Raw genomic sequence first — 16,919 nt, 5'->3', positions numbered from 1 at the left:
AATGCATGCGCCAATAAATATGAATAATTCATGTATTTCGAGCCACATTATAAGTAGAAAGCAATTAAAGGATGGATGAATTTGAGAAAAAAAACCGTTATTAGTTTAGTCATTTTAATATCTTTGTTATCAAATTTAATGCTAACCAATGTCTCTGCTGCCGAAATTGAAAAAGAAGGTGACAGCGCCGAACATAATTGGGTCGAATACAGTACGAGCTTCGAAACCATAGAAGTCGGCACCCATGAGTATTCGTATTGGAAAAATTTAATCCGGCATACAAGAACTTGTCATATTTCCCATGTTATAAAAACGGTTGTATACTATTGCGATGAGCATGATCATACGAAGGTTGAAACAGAGTTAGTGGAAACGATTCATAGCGGGAACCATAATTAACGAAAAAACAGCTAACCGCAATTTTAAGCGGATAGCTGCTTTTTTTAATTGCCAAGCTGGATAAAAATACACACTTCGAAAATATAAGGGAAGTGAACACAGGGACTGGTTCATAGTCTTTTTCTCCTGCGCTGAATCATCCATGCTTCCAGCCCCCCTGAACCAAAGATTACACCGGTAACAATAAAAATAAGTCCAATAAAATGCGAGATTAGAATAGCTTCATTTAAGAATATGGCTGCTCCAATAAGGGAGAAGAACGTATTTAAATTCAGAAATATAGACGTTTCCGCCGGTCCCAACTGACTAATGGCATAGTTGTAAACCATGTGACCGACACCAGTTGCAATGACAGCAGAAAATAGAAATACAAGCCACACGGTATAATCAACATTACTTAAAGAGGCTATACCATTCGGTTCTCTCCACAGGCTGATTGAAAATAGAACGATGGAGCCAATTATTAACATGTAGCCGGTAAGCAGCCTTGGGTCCATTGTTTCTGCAGCCTGCTTGATGACGATAAAACTAAGTGCCTGGGCAAGGATCGCCAATAATATATATAAATCCCCAAGGTTTATTGTATTAATGCCCCCGCTGCCGGCCAAAACAGTGAAACTTATCCCAATGAACCCTAGAATAAAACCGGTAAATTGGAGAGTAGATGGTTTTCTTTTTAAAATAAGCGTGGCAAAAATCACAGTTAAAATTGGGCCCATCCCAAGAATCAAACCAGTATTGGTCGCACTTGTCATCGTAAGGCCGCTTGCTAAAAAATAGTGGTGCAGGACTACACTGAATACAGCACCTCCAGCTACATAAAACCATTCCTTACCTTTAGGCAACCTCACCATTCTGGTGGAAGCCAAAATGACAAATACAACCAAACCAGCAGTGAGAATTCGCAGGGAAGTAATTGTTATCGGCATAAAGTTTTCCACGATCACCTTAAGTGCAGATACGTTCATCCCCCATGTAAGCATGACAAAGATAACGATTAGGTAAATATTGCGAGTTTTCTTCTTCAAATCTTAAAGCACCACCTGACATAACTGTGGAATCGATTCATGATCCGGTATCAGTAGAATATAATGTATGCTAGTTTATCATATTTTCTGCAAAACGAGAAAAAACTAGACTTGGATAAGATAAGGGGTGAGCACTTTAGAAATAATTGTTGTTTTAAAACTTTATTATCATGTAATGTATATGAGGTGATGCGTTATGGAAAATGAAAGAAAGATCAGGAAACAAATTTACCTTGAACCTGAGCAAAATAAGCAAGTAAAACAATTATCCGGCCTAAAAGACAAAAAGGAAGCGGAAATTGTTAGGGAAGCAATTGACGATTATCTAAATTAGGAACAAGACCAACCCGAAAGATCCCTTGCTTGAACTTGTCGGTATGGTAAAAAGTGGTTCGAAAAATGGATCCACGAAACATGATGAGGATATTTATTTAACTGAAAATGGACATACAGATGAAAAGAAATAAATTATTTATAGACACAGGCGCTTGGATTGCTCTAGTCATGGAGACTGATCACTTTCACAACAAAGCTCGCACCTTTATGGAAAACCTCGATTCATCCATGAAACGATTTACTTCAAGTTATGTCATCTCGGAAATTTATACTTGGTTACGATATCGTGAAGGGTTTATATATGCAGATAACTTTCTTGACATCATCAATCGTTCAAAAGCGAGTGGTGCATTGGATGTTCTTATTGAGGATAGGGATGCACTTGAAATGGGAGGACAGCTATTGAAGGATTTTTCAGATCAGCGTTTTTCTTATGTTGATGCAACCAGTATGGCTATGATGAAAAAAGAAAGGATTAGCAAAGTATTTGGGTTTGATTATCATTTTTATCTTATGGATTTTGTAGTAGTTCCATATTAATGAAAATTGGCTATTCGAATTTTGGTTTGATATTGACAAGTTGATCTTAGATTCACATATAATAATCAAGATGTATCATTTTAATGGTGCTGGTTTGCTGCCATGTTTTTTTGTTTTGTAGTAATTTACCAGATTGCTGGTTGACGCTTCTGATTTAGTGGATTATGATTAAGATAATTGAATACGAAAAAATGGGTTGATTGCCAGCAAACTGCTGGCAATCATTAAAAGGGAAGTTCGGTGCAAAACCGGCGCGGTCCCGCCACTGTAAATGGGAGTTTTCTATTCATATACCACTGTCAATTAGATGGGAAGGTGATAGAAAACGAGGAACATGAGCCAGGAGACCTGCCTATTTTTTACGCCATTCAACCTACGAGGATAGGGAGGTGTGCTGCAGGCATGTGATTATGAGTTTTATTTGTACATAAATGTCGCTAACACATAGTTTAAGCATACATCTCTTCGTTCTGAAGGGATGTTTTTTTGTTGAGGAAATTTATCAATATGGAGGAGAATCTAATGGAGCGATACAAAGGGATTAATAGTTCATTCATTGTTTTTATAGCAACCATTTTATTGCTTGCTCAATCAAGTATTTATTCTATTCCAACTGTTTTTGCAGATACATTGACAAATGGAGTTACGATTACGGCACTTGATGAGGAAGGGGATTATGTAGTTGAAACTGAAGCTGTTTCTTTTGAAGAAGGGGAGACGGCATTTGATGTTTTGGATGATGTAGCGGAAGTTGATTATGAGGAATCGGAATATGGCCCATTTATTACAGGTGTTGAGAAACATGAACCTGAAGAAGGCCATTATTGGGGATTTTTTAATAATGGCTCATCATCTGATGTGGGTGCGGGAACATACGAGCTAGAAAATGGAGATAATCTATTATTTAAGGTGGTGGATGAAGAAATATGGCCAAATCCCACTATTGATGTAAAAGTATCTGCTGTCGACCTGGATGGTGAAGAAATACTAGCGGAAACTAACGTTGATATTGTTGAATTTGGAACTGCATACGATGCTTTAGTACAAGCGACAAAGCAAGAGGGAATCAACCTGGATGTAACAGTTGATTCTGACTTACTAACATTTGTCAATGATCTTGATGATAGACTGAATGATTCAGCTTACTGGGCAATGTACTTAAACAATGACTTTATGAGTACCGGCCTCGTTGGGTATCAAATGCAGGAAGGGGATCATCTGGAATTAGCTGCGGAGTTCATTGATGAGGGGCAGGGAAATGATGGCGACTCTGAAGATGAACAGGAAAGCGATGGAGAAACGGAAGAAGAACCAGGTGAGCCTGAAAATCAAAGTTCAAAAGAGATTACGCTAGAAGAATCTATTGAAAAATCTGCTGATTACCTGGTATCTAATGATAATGTGGGTTGGTATGGTTTTATTGCACTGAATGCATTAGGTAAAGAAGTTTCCCGGCAAACAGCCGAAAATTCGGTTGGAAGTGTTGTAAGCAATGAAGGGAACTTTGGGAATGTTACTGATACATCAAGAAATATTTTAATTCTAACTGCAGGTGGTAAGGATGCAACAGATATTGAAGGATATAATCTGGTTGATAAATTAACCAATCATGAAAGAATGGAAAACCAAGGGAATAATGGACCTATTTATTCACTTTTGGCACTAAATAGTGGTAATTATGATACAACAGAAGATGCAACATGGACAAAAGACCGTTTAATTCAATTATTGCTTGGTGAACAGTTGGATGATGGTGGCTGGGCATTATTTGGTTCTGCTACCAGTGTTGATTTAACAGGTATGGCACTGACCGCACTTGCCCCGTATCAAGATGATCCAGAAGTTAAAGATGCTATTGACGATGCGGTAAACTACTTATCTGAAGCTCAGGCTGATGAAGGTGGATATCCCGATCCTTGGCATGGGGGTGACTCAGCTCCGTCGATAGCTATGGCTATCATTGGTCTGGCATCTGTTGGTGTGGATCCTACAAGCCCTGAATTCACAAAAGAAGGTGGTAATTTAATTCAGCGTTTACTACAGTTCCAAAATGATGATGGGGGATTTAGTCAAAATGTTGATGGTAATTCCAATAATCCTGCAACAGACCAGGCGTTACTTGGATTAGCAGCATATAAATTTTTAAATAATGATGGATCAGTATTTCAGTTTAGCGTTATAGACGAAGATGAACTGGAAGATGGCGGAGAAAAACCAGAAGAAGAAAAACCGGAAAAAGAAGAAGAAAAGCCAGAAGAAGAGACATCGACCGGTAAGACAGAAAAAATTATTAATCCTACAATAACAATAAACAAGGATAAAAATGAAATGGTTGCGCACATAGATTTAGATGATATTTCAGACATAACAGAAAATGAAGTTATTGTTCAACCTGAAAATGCCTCTGATCAGCTGGTGTTTGATGTGGAAATAAGCAATACAGCATTAAATAAACTAGTTGATACGAATAGCGACTTGACAATTGATAAAGGAGATGTTGAAATACACATCCCGAATATGGTGCTACAACAATTCCTTGAAGAAGCAGGAGATCAGCAGGTAAATATTAAACTTGTAAGATACGAATCCAGTCATGCTTTAGGGCCTGTTTATGACATTACCATTACAGCAGGGAATAAAGCCGTTACCGACTTTAATGGAAATGAAATCACTTTAACTTTCCACATAGATCAGGAGCTCGCAGCAAATATTGATTCTGACAGAATAAAAGTATTTTATTTTAATGAGGAAATCGATGAATGGGAAGTAATAGAAAATAGTGTGTATGATCCTGAAACTGGTTTGGTAACTGCAAAAACAACTCATTTTACTATATTTGGTGTATTTGAACTTGGTACCACCACAGATGTTATACCTACTGTTGCTGAACCAGATCCAATTCCAACTACTGGTGAAGATGAAACAGGCGAAAATGGAAGTACAGGAATAAATACGAAAGACGGAGAAACTGGAAACAAGCTGCCGAACACAGCTACCAATTCATTTAACTTTATGCTGATTGGGCTGGCCCTGTTATTAACCGGAATCACCATCTTTATCGTAAAAAGAAGAATGCAGCTAAAATCATAATTTACAGGGTAATCCGGTCTTTCCGGATTACCCGATATTTGCGTGATAAAGGAGGGTAATTATCATGAAACGCCAATTTTTTATGGTCATTTTGGGAATTCTTCTTATGTTTATAGCAGGATGCACTACAGAAGAACCACAGCCTGATCAAGAAGCCCTAACGGAAACAGAAGAAGCTGCAGAAGTTGATGAAGCAGAAAATGAACGATCAAGCGCGCATGATATCATAGATGAAATTTTAAAAGATTATGAAGGTAACCAGGAAGAAGAAAAGGAGAATACTGAAGAGATAATTGAATCCGCCGAATCAGAGGAAGAAGAAAACGATACTAGTGAATCAAAAAACAAACCTGCAGACGAAGAAGAGTCTTCTGTTTCGAATGAAACAGCAAGTAATTCAAATGACACAAATAATACTTCAAGTGATGCTTCAAATGATAATAGTTCCAGTAATTCATCCAATACTTCTTCTAATGGAAATTCGGAGCAATCAAAAAATCAAAGTAACAACTCAAATGGGAATTCAAAAGAAGACGACAATGAGAATTCCAATGAAAAACCAAAGGAAGAGCCAAAGGAAGAGCCAAAGGAAGAGCCAAAGAAAGAACCAAAAGAACCGGAAAAAACAGTCACTGTATCTATACAAACCGGCGATGTAAAAGGAACAATTTTATCTGAAACAAAGGTTCCATGGGAGGATGGAGATACAGTATTGGATGTTACACAACGAATTGTACAGGAAAAAGGTATTCAAATGAGTGTCCGCGGTTCGGGATCTGGTGCGTACGTGGAAGGTATAGACAATTTGTATGAATTTGATGAAGGGCCAATGAGCGGTTGGCATATTCGTGTGGATGGGAATATGATTGACAGAAGTGCCGGTATATACCCGGTTAGTGAAGGGCAATTGATCGCTTGGAGCTACACCGTAAACTATCTGGAAGATTCTCAATGATAAGAGGAATACGTTCGTTCCATCCTTTCGTTTTATTTGTTTATTACGTACTTATCATCATTGGGTTAATGCTATACCAGCATCCATTATTTTTAGCAGCAGCCGTACTGCTTATCTTTTGCTTTAATTTTATGCTGGATAAAGGAAAACAGTTGAAAAAATGGGGGTGGATGATCGGTATCATGTTTACACTCATCATCCTTCTAACCCCGCTATTTAATCGAAGAGGGAATCATATTTTATTTTATTTCTTTGATAATCAAATTATGCTTGAAGCAGTGATCCAGGGTATCATGATTGCGCTCACACTGGCTGGAATTTTAGCCGTTTTTGTTACATTTAATATCGTATTTACTGCAGATAAATTTTTATTTCTATTTTCAAAAGTTTTGCCTCAATGGGCACTGCTCACCATGCTTTCCATGAGATTTGTACCGTTATTCATCAGGAAAATTAAGGATATGCAGCACATCCAGCAGGTTAAAGGTCTGTCCATTAACCAAGGCACCATTCGGCAACGAGCTAAAAATGGAATGCAGCTTTTGCAGATGCTTCTAACAGGTTCTCTTGAAGATTCCATTCAAGCGGCAGATTCGATGTCGGCCAGGGGGTATGGTTTACAAAAAAGAAGTAATTATCAGGCTTATGCAATGCAATCGAGAGACTGGGCTGTATTTGGATATTTGCTTGTTGTTTTCATATTTCTCTTCTTTGGGTGGGTACATGGTGATGGCGTATTGCAGTTGCTGCCTGTGCTCGAACCTGTAATCTTGACCGGAAGAGAAATTTTTTATTTCATTATATGGTTGTTTTTTATTGGTTTTCCCATTTTGGCAGAAGGGAAGGAGGTTCTGCATTGGAAATATTATCAGCAAAGAATGTAACGTTTTCCTATCCTGATTCAGAGGAACTTGCGTTAAATCACATTGAATTTTCCATTGAAAAAGGCAGTTTTATCGTGCTTTGTGGTGCTTCAGGCAGTGGAAAGTCAACCTTGTTAAGGCTGATCAAACATGACATTGCTCCCCATGGACAAAGGCAGGGGGAGATTTATTATAAAGAGAAACGATTGGAAGAACAGCCTGCCTTGATAAGAGCAAAGGAAATTGGGATGGTATTTCAAGATCCCGAAAATCAAATCGTCATGGATACAGTGATGAATGAATTATTATTTGGCCTGGAAAATATGGGATATTCCACAGAAAAAATGCGTAAAAAAATAGCTGAAATGGTTCATTTTTTTGGATTAAATCATTTATTGAATAAGAAAACAGAAGAATTATCAGGAGGGGAAAAACAGCTGGTTAATCTTACTTCTGTATTGTTACTTGATCCGGATATTTTACTGCTGGATGAGCCAACTGCACAGCTGGATCCTATTGCAGCGAAGGAATTTATTCATACATTGGAACGATTAAATGATGAATTTGGAATAACGGTTATCGTGGTGGAACATCGTTTAGAGGAGCTTTTTGCCATTGCTGATGATGTGATGGTAATGGATGAGGGCAGTATTTCATACATAGGCAAACCAGCAGATGTAACAAAAAAGCTGATGAATCACCCAACTTTACACCGATTTTTACCAAGCGCATCACAGATGTATTTGCATTTCAGTGGATTTCAACATTCCGGACATATTCCGATTACGGTAAAAGAAGGAAAGCATTGGCTGGAAAAACAGGTGATTTCTCCAGTGGACTTGAAGGAAAAACAGATGGGTCAAAAAGAAGTACTTCTTGAACTGAAAAATATTGACTTTCAATATGATAAGCATGTCTCTCCTATTTTACATGATTTATCACTTAATGTACACAGAGGAGAATGGCATGCCATCCTTGGTGCTAATGGAACCGGGAAATCAACGTTATTAAAAATTATCGCCAGGATGTTGAAGCCCCAGCATGGCTTCTTAAAATATAATGGCAGGAAAGTAAAAAAAATTGAACCCGCAGAAATAAGCTACCTACCGCAAAATCCGGCTCTTTATTTTATGCAGGATATATTAATGAAAGAATACAATACGATTGCAGATCATTATCAGATAAAAAGCGCAGACAGCAGAATTCAAAAGCTGCTCGATGCATTCCAAATAAGTCATGTAAAGGACAGGCACCCTTATGACTTAAGTGGCGGGCAGCTGCAAAAAGCCGCCCTGGTTGGAACTTTGCTCACGAATCCTTCTGTTTTACTGATTGATGAACCGACAAAAGGATTGGATCCTGATTCGAAAAGCAGGCTGGCAGCACTTTTGCAAACGTTGATAGATGATGGACTAACTATTATTATGGTTACACATGATGTTGAGTTTGCCGCAAACTATAGTACGACATGCAGTATGCTGTTTCAAGGACAAATTACCGTAACGGAGAACACAGAGAAATTTTTCAGGGAAAATATGTATTACACGACAGTAATGAACCGGATTACAAGAAAATCTCATGTTCCTTCAGTGGTAACGATGCAGGAGGCGGTGCAGAAATGGCGCGTTCAAAGGGGTTCTTAATTACGTTAAGTATCGTCATTTTTGTTGTGCTCGTGAGCGTTCCATTATTGACAGCACGTCATTATATGATATTCAGTTTACTCATTATGTTCGTATCTTTTATACCGTTCACGATTCGTTTTGCCCAGCAAAAATTATCCAGCCGCGAACTTGTTATGCTTGCGGTATTGGGTGCCATTGCCGCAGTAAGCAGGGTTCCTTTTTCTTCTTTACCCAGTGTGCAGCCAACAACCTTTGTTGTCATCGTTACAGGAATTGCGCTCGGTCCCCAAAGCGGATTTGTAGTTGGTTTACTGGCTGCCATCGTGTCCAACCTTTTTTTGGGTCAGGGGCCGTGGACACCATGGCAAATGTATTGCTGGGGAATGATCGGATTGATTGCCGGGCTGTTGAAGAATAGATGGCTTATGAAAAATAGAGTTGGTTTATGTACATATGGTTTTTTCATGGGTATATTATTCGGCTGGGTGATGAATCTCTGGTTTATCATTGCAGTGATCCAGGAATTTGACTGGAATGCAATCCTGCTTTATTACAGTGCCAGTTTTTGGTTTGATCTTGCCCACGCTCTTTCCAATGTGTTTTTCTTATTTTTGTTTAGTGTTTCCTGGATACGCATATTGGAACGTTTTAAAAGGAAGTACGGATTATTTACAGGAAACTAAGTAGGTAAGACATAAAATAATATTAATTTACTCTGATAAGCTGCTGGAGTCAATATTTTTTAATAAAAATTTATCGACAATAAATTCCGGTTCTGGTTACAACATATATTTATTGATGGTGTTGATACTCACTATATGTTGTGCTTTTTTGAAAAGGCGGTCATACCTCAACACTAACACAGTCATAATTTGTCGAACGAAATGCCAAAATCCAATTTTGGAACTGAAAAAACGTGTAAATTTGGTGAAAATCTTGCTGAAATGCATATTTTTCTTGTAAATTTATGTCGAATCCATCCCCGAATTCCAAAAATGGAAACTAGCCTTTTCGCCTATTTCATGATATAAATAGGATAATAGTACCATGATAGATGGAATATAATAGGTATATAAACCTATGTTATATATGAATGTCTATCTGATAAAGGGTAAATAGGATCACTACCTGCACTATAATTTCCGCGCTTGAAAAGGCTTTAACTTTTCACTTAGCAGCCCCGATTTATCCTCAACCTAAAGAGTAGTTCATCCCCGGACTGCTCTTTTATTATTTCTTTGAATAAGAGATTGCTAAAAATTCGACAATCTATTTCCTGGGAAATAATACCTTACAACAGTTGCTATTCCAATATAATTAGGTATCTCATTTAAATATCAAGTTACAAATACATATAAACTGAGTTATTTCACTGCTTACTTTTATATGGTAAAGTTAAGAGTAGAAAATAGATGCTGCAGGTTACGAACGAGAAGGCAGTCGTATCGAAATTGGAGTGCTACATGATCTCGTTATCTTTTATAAGTAGTGTTATTTTAGCAGTTTCGTAATTTTTATCAGATAGAAAGGAAGATAAACAATGACCCAAACAGAAAAACCTATTAAGGTATACAGGGGAGATTATGTAGAAAGCGCTCATGATGTTCATATCGCCGTGGTTTCTTCGGAAGGGGATTTGATGGCTTATTATGGAGACCCATACAGACTTACATTTGCCCGTTCCTCCATGAAACCATTTCAGGCAGTGCCTATTGTTGAATCTGGAGCCATGGAAGCGTTTAACTTAACGGATCGGGAACTATCTTTATTTTGTGCAAGCCATAGCGGGGAGCCCTTCCATCGAAACGCAGTAGCCGACGTTTTAAGGAAGGTAAGATTGGAAGAAAAAGACTTGCAATGCGGTGCACATATTCCGAGAGATATAGAAAGCTATAATCAATTAATGCGTGAAGGAAAGGAGTTAACTCCATTTTATAGCAACTGTTCAGGAAAACATGCAGGCATGCTTGCGGGAGTTCAGCAGCAGAACATGGATGTTGGTGCATATAGAGAGTTATCACATCCGTATCAACAGCAAATTATCGAAGTCATCGGCGATGTTAGCGGTTTTGCCAAGGAAGAGATTAAAACTTCTGTTGACGGGTGCGGCGTGCCTGTACATCGTATTCCACTTCATCAGTTGGCGCTTGCCTTTAGCAGGCTTGCTGCTCCGAAAGAATGGGTAACCGGAAACAGTGACAGAAGAGAGGCATTTAAAAACATCAGAGACGCCATGGTGAATTATCCGGAAATGGTTGCAGGTACGAAAAGGTTTGATACAGACTTAATGAATGTTTTTCAAGGGAGAATCGTAGCAAAAGGCGGAGCAGAAGGGGTACACTGTTTTGGAGATTTGAACACAGGCATCGGGGTAGCTGTAAAAATAGATGATGGCAATGCAAGAGGGACGAGTGTTGCCTCGATGGAAGTGTTAAGACAGTTGGAAATAGGTGATCCATCCATTTGGGAGCAGTTAGATGTTTATTATCATCCCCCTGTGTTGAATGCCAGAGATGAGAAAATTGGCGTCATTAAGCCTGCTTTCCAATTAGAGGTTTTACAGGAAATACATAATGAGTGAGAGGGTTAATAAATGAAAACAATAGGGTTAATTGGCGGCATGAGCTGGGAATCATCAAGTGAGTATTATCGAGTCATTAATGAAGAAGTGAAGCATAGGCTGGGTGGTCTGCATTCGGCTAAGTGCATTCTTTACAGTGTCGACTTTCATGAAATAGAAACGTATCAGTCAGCCGGCGAGTGGGAACAAGCAGGACAAATATTAGGAGAAGCGGCAAATGCTTTGGAAAAGGCTGGGTCTGATATTATCGTGCTCTGTACAAATACCATGCATATCGTGATAGATCTTATAGAAAAGTCTGTCAGCATTCCTGTGCTGCATATTGCAGATGCGACTGCCGGGGAAATCAATAAACAGGGCCTCCGGAAGATTGGACTGCTTGGAACGGCTTATACGATGGAACAGGATTTTTACAAATCACGTATAAAAGCGAATAATATGGATGTATTCGTTCCGGAAAAATCGGACAGAGATATGATCAATAAGATCATTTTTGAGGAGCTATGTTTAGGGGAAATCCATGCTTCTTCCCGCGCCTATTTTCAAAAAGTAATACGGGGTTTAATGGACAAGGGCGCAGAGGGGATTATCCTCGGCTGTACGGAAGTCGGGTTACTTATCAAACAGGAACATGTCGGGGTTCCTTTATTTGACACTACGGTAATTCATGCAATAGAAGCTGTGAATTGGGCTTTGGATGAAGGGTATTTTGCTTAGGGGGATATTTACATGTTACAACAAACTAGAACTTTACTTGCGATGATTGTCATTGGTTTAGCGCTGTTCAATTTATTATTCAGCAATTTAAATTTATTTCCATTTTTGTTGATAGCTGTTGCAGCATTAATGTTGGTAGTTGGGATTATTGAGTTTCAAAAGAAGAAAATTGCCTTTGGCATTGTTCTTATTATTATCACTGCTTTCCTGATTTTTGTAGCAATTCAGGGATTTTTAATCGGGTGAATTTCCAATCTCATCTAATAAGACTAATCGAAACAGAAAGGATAGATATGATGTTAATTCTTTCGGAAAAAGAAATACAAGAAAATTACTTTATGAAGGACGCCATAGCAGATGTAAAACAGGGAATTCATTCAAAAAAAGATGGCCAGCTCACCAATCCTCACCGGACTGTGATTGATGTTTCAAAGCACCAGGCATCCGCATTGTACATGCCAAGTGCAGACCTGGCGCAGGAAATTGCCTCAGTAAAGATCGTATCCATATTTCCGGAAAATCCGGCAAAAGGAAAACCAACTACTCAAGGTGTCTTAATGCTGACGGATGCTGCAACAGGGGAACATATTTGTATGATGAATGCTTCTTTTTTAACACGATTAAGAACAGGTGCTTTAAGTGCAATTGGAACAGAAAAATTAGCACGGAAAAACTCCAGCAGGCTTGGTGTCATAGGAACCGGGGGAATGGCTTTTGAGCAGGTGCTGGGAATGCTGGAAGTAAGAGATTTGGAAAACATCATGCTATTTAATCGGACAAAGGAAAAAGCAGTGCGATTTAAAGGAAAATTAATGGAGTATGGTGCAAACCAAATTATAGAAGTTGTCGAAAGTGCGGAAGAAGTGGTGAAGGCGTCAGATATTATATGCTGCAGTACAAGATCCAATGATCCTGTTTTTAATGGAGTAGAATTAAAAGAAGGCACTCATATTAATGGAGTGGGATCCTATTTGCCAAATATGAGAGAAGTGGATTTAATCACGATTCAAACTGCGTCCAAAATTGTGGTGGATGATTTAACCAGTGTGAAGGAAGAAGCGGGCGAACTCATTTATGCGGATAAGGAAAGTGATTGGAGTTTTTCAGATGTTTATGGAGAGCTCAGCGACTTGAATATGGTTGATGATACGCCCGTTCGTCAAACTCATGATGAAATCACCTTTTTCAAATCTGTTGGAGCTGCCTATTTTGATCTTTTTGTGGCAAAAGGTATTTACCAGAAAGCAGTGGAAAAGGGTTTTGGGAATCGGGTTGAGATGTAGAAAGAAGTTGATCGCTTTCTAAACTGCACTTCCTTTTTAACTCGTCTTACACCAGATGAAATGGATTGTCCAGTTCTTTATACAGCGACCATTGACGAAGTAAGTATCTGATAACTGGAGATAAGAGTTTTAACGAAGCAGGAGTAGAAAAAATGTAATATTAACAGCAACTGAACTTATTGGTAAAAGCTTGAGAGCAGTTTAAGTATTCCACTGCCTTTGATTGCAAAAGCTTTCTAAAGCTGCGAACTTAGTTTATCATTATACTAGATAAGAAAAACCTTAACACGGTTGACCAGGGAGTAACAAAACAATGAGCAAATGGGGACTTAGTATTGCAATAAGTGTATATGCACTTTTGCACTTTATTACATATTTTTATAAAAATGACATTCTATTGTTGTTTTTGATGTCCAGCGGTCTGGCGGTCTTTGTATTTGCTGTCATAAATTATAAATTCAGGAAATTTAAACTGCCATTCACATTATTTCTTGGCGGTTTTCTCATTTTCCTCTTATCAGATACCGATTTGCTTTACGGAATGACAGGCGGTCTCTTGCAAATGCGTGATGTAATCGGTTTGCTTGTCGTTGTTCCGATGATTAGCTGGGTTTTAAAAGAGGAGTTTTATTTGGAAGCAATCGTTGCTGTCGGACATAAAATGCTAGATTCGAGCAGGAAATTTTATGCGGGAATAACTTCCTTTACGCAAATCATTGCTTACTTTCTGTTATTCGGGGCGATTCCCATGATGTATGAATTTGTCACGATGATTTTAAAGGATGAAAGAGGAGAGGCATGGGAAAATTTTAAAGGGACTGCACTATTGCGGGGATTTGCATTATCCACGCTATGGGTTGTCAGCATTCCCAGCTTTGTATTTGTTGTTGATATCATGGAAGCTTCCTTATTTGTATCCATTTTGCAGGGTATGGGGATGGCGATTGTTGGCGTTATTATGGCAGTGATTTTTTCTTATTTTGAGGAAAAAAGCTATGGGGTGGATTTGACAGCTGGGCTGCAGAGCGAAATAGATGAAGTACTGGAGGAGTCGGTTAACTATAAGGAAAACAATAAGAATGTCATTGAATTTGCCATTTTGTTTGTATCCTTATTTGGGGCGATCTTTTTATTGTATACCCTTATAGATATTAAATTGTTAATCTTAATTCCGTTAACGATTATCGCTTGGACTTTGGTTTACTTTATCACAAAAGGAAGAATGAATCATTTTTTTGCGGATGGAAAAGCACATGTGCAGCATGAAATGGTTAATCAATCCTACCAGCTATCTGTGATGCTCGGTGCTGGCATGCTTATTTTTTCCCTGAATCAGACAAGGTTTGCTGAAACAGTGGTGGACGGCATTTACTCTCTGCAAGAGATGGTTCCATTTTTAAATCTGCTTTATTTTCTTCCTTTTATTATTATCATCCTGGGCTTTTTTGGTCTTGGTCCTTTAACTGTCCTTGTTCTGGTTGGCGGAATCCTGGGAAGTATTCATTTGCCATATGCGCCTGAACTAATCGTGTTGACTGTAACATCGGGAAGCGCGATTTCCATTCTGCTTTCGCCGTTGATTATGCCGATTATAACGCTGAGTGGTTCCAATGGATTGAATGGATTTACAAACGGGATACGGTTCAATTGGAAATTTGCGCTGGCGTTATATATTATAGTTCAGATATACGTACAGATGCGAGTTTATTTAGGGTAACTTCAGCATACAGGCTGCTTGCTGAAGTTACCAATCCTCCCTCAATACTTCTTCCAAATCATCCATTTCATCATCAGGAACCAATATATAAAGCAGATCCCGTGCCTGTAGTATTGTATCGGCAGTAGGCGAGATGGTTTCGCCGTGGCGGATGATCAGTATAATATTTGCCCTGTCAGGAATTGGAATTTCTTTTATATTTTTTCCAACAACACCGTACTTTTCGCTTATAAAATACTCCACAATTTCCAGATCCTTTTTGCCAACAGATAATAAATCCATCGTATGCAGCGGAATCCCATCATTTGAGGTGACGAGTCCAAGCTTATTTGCGACGGGTTGCATCGTTGTTCCCTGAACTACGACTGAAGTTAAAACAACAAAGAAAATAATATTAAAATACAGCTGGCTGTGTTCCAGTCCTGCAAGCATCGGAAAAAGGGCCAACACAATTGGTACAGCTCCGCGTAAACCAGCCCATGAGAGGAATACCTTTTCCTTCAGACTGAACTTCATCCCAATTACAGATATGAACGCAGCAATAGGACGAGCCACGACCATTAATATAGCGGACATCAACAACCCCTGTAAAATGATGGGGATAGAAAATAGGTCACCAGGTATCACGATCAGTCCAAGTATGAAAAATAAACCAATTTGTGCAATCCACGTAAACCCTTCATTAAAACGCAGGATGGCATTTCGTTGTTTTAATCCGGAATTCCCTATCAACAGTGCACTTACATAGACAGCCAGCAACCCACTTGCGTTTGCAAGTTCACTTACACTGAAAGCTAAAAAGGCAAAAGATATGGCGAGCAATGGGTATAATCCGCTGGAAAATAGCGTGATCCGGAACAATGCTTTACTGCCTACCTTTCCAATGGCTAGTCCAACGATGAATCCAATTCCCATTTGCCAGAAGAAATCCATGATCAATTCTATAATACCTGAACCTTCCATTGTAATCATGGCGATGAAAGAGGTTGTTAAAAATACGGCCATCGGGTCATTGGCGCCGGACTCCGCTTCCAAAGTTGCTTCGAGACGGTTTGTAATATTCCTTCCTTGAAGCATTGCAAAGACTGCAGCAGCATCCGTTGAGCCGACAATGGCACCCATTAGCAAGGCTTCCGGCCAGGTGAAATCAAAGATGAGCTTAGCTGCAGCCCCGAGAATGATGCTTGTAATTGCTACTCCTAATGTGGCAAGAGAAAGTGCGGGGAGGGCGACTGGACGAATGGTCTTCCAGTTTGTCTTAATACCGCCATCAAAAAGGATGACAACGAGTGCCATCATCCCGATCAGCTGTGCAATTGCCGGATCATCAAAAGTAACTAAACCTAAAAGATCTCCACCTACAATCATTCCTAGAGTGATAAAGAAAATCAGGGATGGAGAGTTAATCCGAATTGAAAATTGTACGCTTAGAATGCTGATAATAAGTATGATAGAAACCGCGAAAATGATCAGATTGGAATCGAGTAGTTCGTTGAGCATAGTACACCTCTTGTAGTGATTGCTAAGTTTATCGCAGTGTAACTGGCTGTAAGACTCCCACTTCAAGCATGAAGGAAACATGAAAATTCTAAGTGGGAGATCCAACAGCAAGTAACGGCCCGATTCGTTCAAGGGCCTTTAGGTCATACCCTTGCGTGCTAACATTTGTATGAAAACACTTATGAAAATTGCTCTAAAAAGACAACAGGAAAGCAGCTCTCTCAAATTTGATTTTTTGAGAAAATAAAATTGATACTTCACATGTAATTTAGAATCTAAGCTATC

15 protein-coding genes and 1 riboswitch are annotated in these 16,919 nt (G+C 38.9%); of the genes, 13 read left to right on the top strand and 2 right to left on the bottom strand.

Annotation, left to right across the window (positions count from 1 at the left end; all coding sequences use genetic code 11):
- The first annotated feature begins 81 nt into the window (after window positions 1-81).
- Window positions 82-399 carry a hypothetical protein gene (locus tag ACDX78_RS09085; RefSeq protein ID WP_486027176.1) on the top strand — a complete coding sequence of 106 codons (318 nt, stop codon included), beginning with the start codon at window positions 82-84 and terminating at the stop codon, window positions 397-399.
- A 110-nt stretch (window positions 400-509) separates the two neighbouring features.
- Here the strand turns inward: ACDX78_RS09085 and ACDX78_RS09080 are convergent, their stop codons facing one another.
- Entirely contained in the window at window positions 510-1,427 is a 918-nt protein-coding gene (locus tag ACDX78_RS09080) for a DMT family transporter (RefSeq protein ID WP_486027174.1), read from the bottom strand.
- Window positions 1,428-1,623: 196 nt separating this feature from the next.
- Here ACDX78_RS09080 and ACDX78_RS09075 point away from each other — a divergent pair, with 196 nt between their 5' ends.
- The 12 genes from ACDX78_RS09075 to ACDX78_RS09020 all read left to right on the top strand — a co-directional run bounded on the left by ACDX78_RS09075 (window position 1,624) and on the right by ACDX78_RS09020 (window position 15,134).
- Window positions 1,624-1,761, top strand: a complete 138-nt coding sequence (locus ACDX78_RS09075) for a hypothetical protein (RefSeq protein ID WP_486027172.1) — start codon at window positions 1,624-1,626, stop codon at window positions 1,759-1,761.
- A 119-nt stretch (window positions 1,762-1,880) separates the two neighbouring features.
- On the top strand, window positions 1,881-2,303 hold the full coding sequence (locus ACDX78_RS09070) for a type II toxin-antitoxin system VapC family toxin (protein WP_486027171.1): 423 nt from the start codon (window positions 1,881-1,883) through the stop codon (window positions 2,301-2,303).
- Between the two features lie 176 nt (window positions 2,304-2,479).
- Window positions 2,480-2,673, top strand: a riboswitch (cobalamin riboswitch).
- A 152-nt stretch (window positions 2,674-2,825) separates the two neighbouring features.
- Window positions 2,826-5,393 carry a DUF4430 domain-containing protein gene (locus tag ACDX78_RS09065; protein ID WP_486027169.1) on the top strand — a complete coding sequence of 856 codons (2,568 nt, stop codon included), beginning with the start codon at window positions 2,826-2,828 and terminating at the stop codon, window positions 5,391-5,393.
- 64 nt (window positions 5,394-5,457) lie between these two features.
- Window positions 5,458-6,348 (top strand): DUF4430 domain-containing protein, encoded by an 891-nt coding sequence (locus ACDX78_RS09060; protein ID WP_486027168.1) that lies wholly within the window; start codon window positions 5,458-5,460, stop codon window positions 6,346-6,348.
- The gene (locus ACDX78_RS09055; protein ID WP_486027167.1) at window positions 6,345-7,232 is read left to right on the top strand and encodes an energy-coupling factor transporter transmembrane component T; all 888 of its coding nucleotides are present in this window, start codon (window positions 6,345-6,347) and stop codon (window positions 7,230-7,232) included. Before ACDX78_RS09060 ends, ACDX78_RS09055 begins: the two co-directional genes overlap by 4 nt.
- Window positions 7,205-8,854 (top strand): ABC transporter ATP-binding protein, encoded by a 1,650-nt coding sequence (locus ACDX78_RS09050; protein ID WP_486027166.1) that lies wholly within the window; start codon window positions 7,205-7,207, stop codon window positions 8,852-8,854. The genes ACDX78_RS09055 and ACDX78_RS09050 overlap by 28 nt, the downstream gene beginning before the upstream one ends.
- Window positions 8,830-9,519, top strand: coding sequence for an ECF transporter S component (locus ACDX78_RS09045; protein ID WP_486027164.1), 690 nt, complete (start codon window positions 8,830-8,832; stop codon window positions 9,517-9,519). The genes ACDX78_RS09050 and ACDX78_RS09045 overlap by 25 nt, the downstream gene beginning before the upstream one ends.
- A gap of 857 nt (window positions 9,520-10,376) precedes the next feature.
- Window positions 10,377-11,417: an asparaginase gene (locus ACDX78_RS09040; protein WP_486027162.1), complete on the top strand. Its 1,041-nt coding sequence runs from the start codon at window positions 10,377-10,379 to the stop codon at window positions 11,415-11,417.
- A gap of 12 nt (window positions 11,418-11,429) precedes the next feature.
- Entirely contained in the window at window positions 11,430-12,134 is a 705-nt protein-coding gene (locus ACDX78_RS09035; protein ID WP_486027160.1) for an aspartate/glutamate racemase family protein, read from the top strand.
- Window positions 12,135-12,146: 12 nt separating this feature from the next.
- Window positions 12,147-12,380 carry a DUF3953 domain-containing protein gene (locus ACDX78_RS09030; RefSeq protein WP_486027158.1) on the top strand — a complete coding sequence of 78 codons (234 nt, stop codon included), beginning with the start codon at window positions 12,147-12,149 and terminating at the stop codon, window positions 12,378-12,380.
- A 47-nt stretch (window positions 12,381-12,427) separates the two neighbouring features.
- On the top strand, window positions 12,428-13,417 hold the full coding sequence (locus tag ACDX78_RS09025) for an ornithine cyclodeaminase family protein (protein ID WP_486027156.1): 990 nt from the start codon (window positions 12,428-12,430) through the stop codon (window positions 13,415-13,417).
- Window positions 13,418-13,730: 313 nt separating this feature from the next.
- The gene (locus ACDX78_RS09020; RefSeq protein ID WP_486027154.1) at window positions 13,731-15,134 is read left to right on the top strand and encodes a hypothetical protein; all 1,404 of its coding nucleotides are present in this window, start codon (window positions 13,731-13,733) and stop codon (window positions 15,132-15,134) included.
- 27 nt (window positions 15,135-15,161) lie between these two features.
- On the opposite strand, the gene ACDX78_RS09015 is transcribed toward ACDX78_RS09020, so the two are convergent.
- Window positions 15,162-16,634, bottom strand: a complete 1,473-nt coding sequence (locus ACDX78_RS09015) for a potassium/proton antiporter (protein WP_486027152.1) — start codon at window positions 16,632-16,634, stop codon at window positions 15,162-15,164.
- Between the last annotated feature and the right edge of the window lie 285 nt (window positions 16,635-16,919).

The organism is Virgibacillus oceani (assembly GCF_041521345.1).
Lineage (GTDB): Bacteria > Bacillota > Bacilli > Bacillales > Amphibacillaceae > Virgibacillus_N > Virgibacillus_N oceani_A.
Note: the sequence above shows the minus strand (reverse complement) of the source record. Positions and strands in the feature narration are given on the sequence as shown.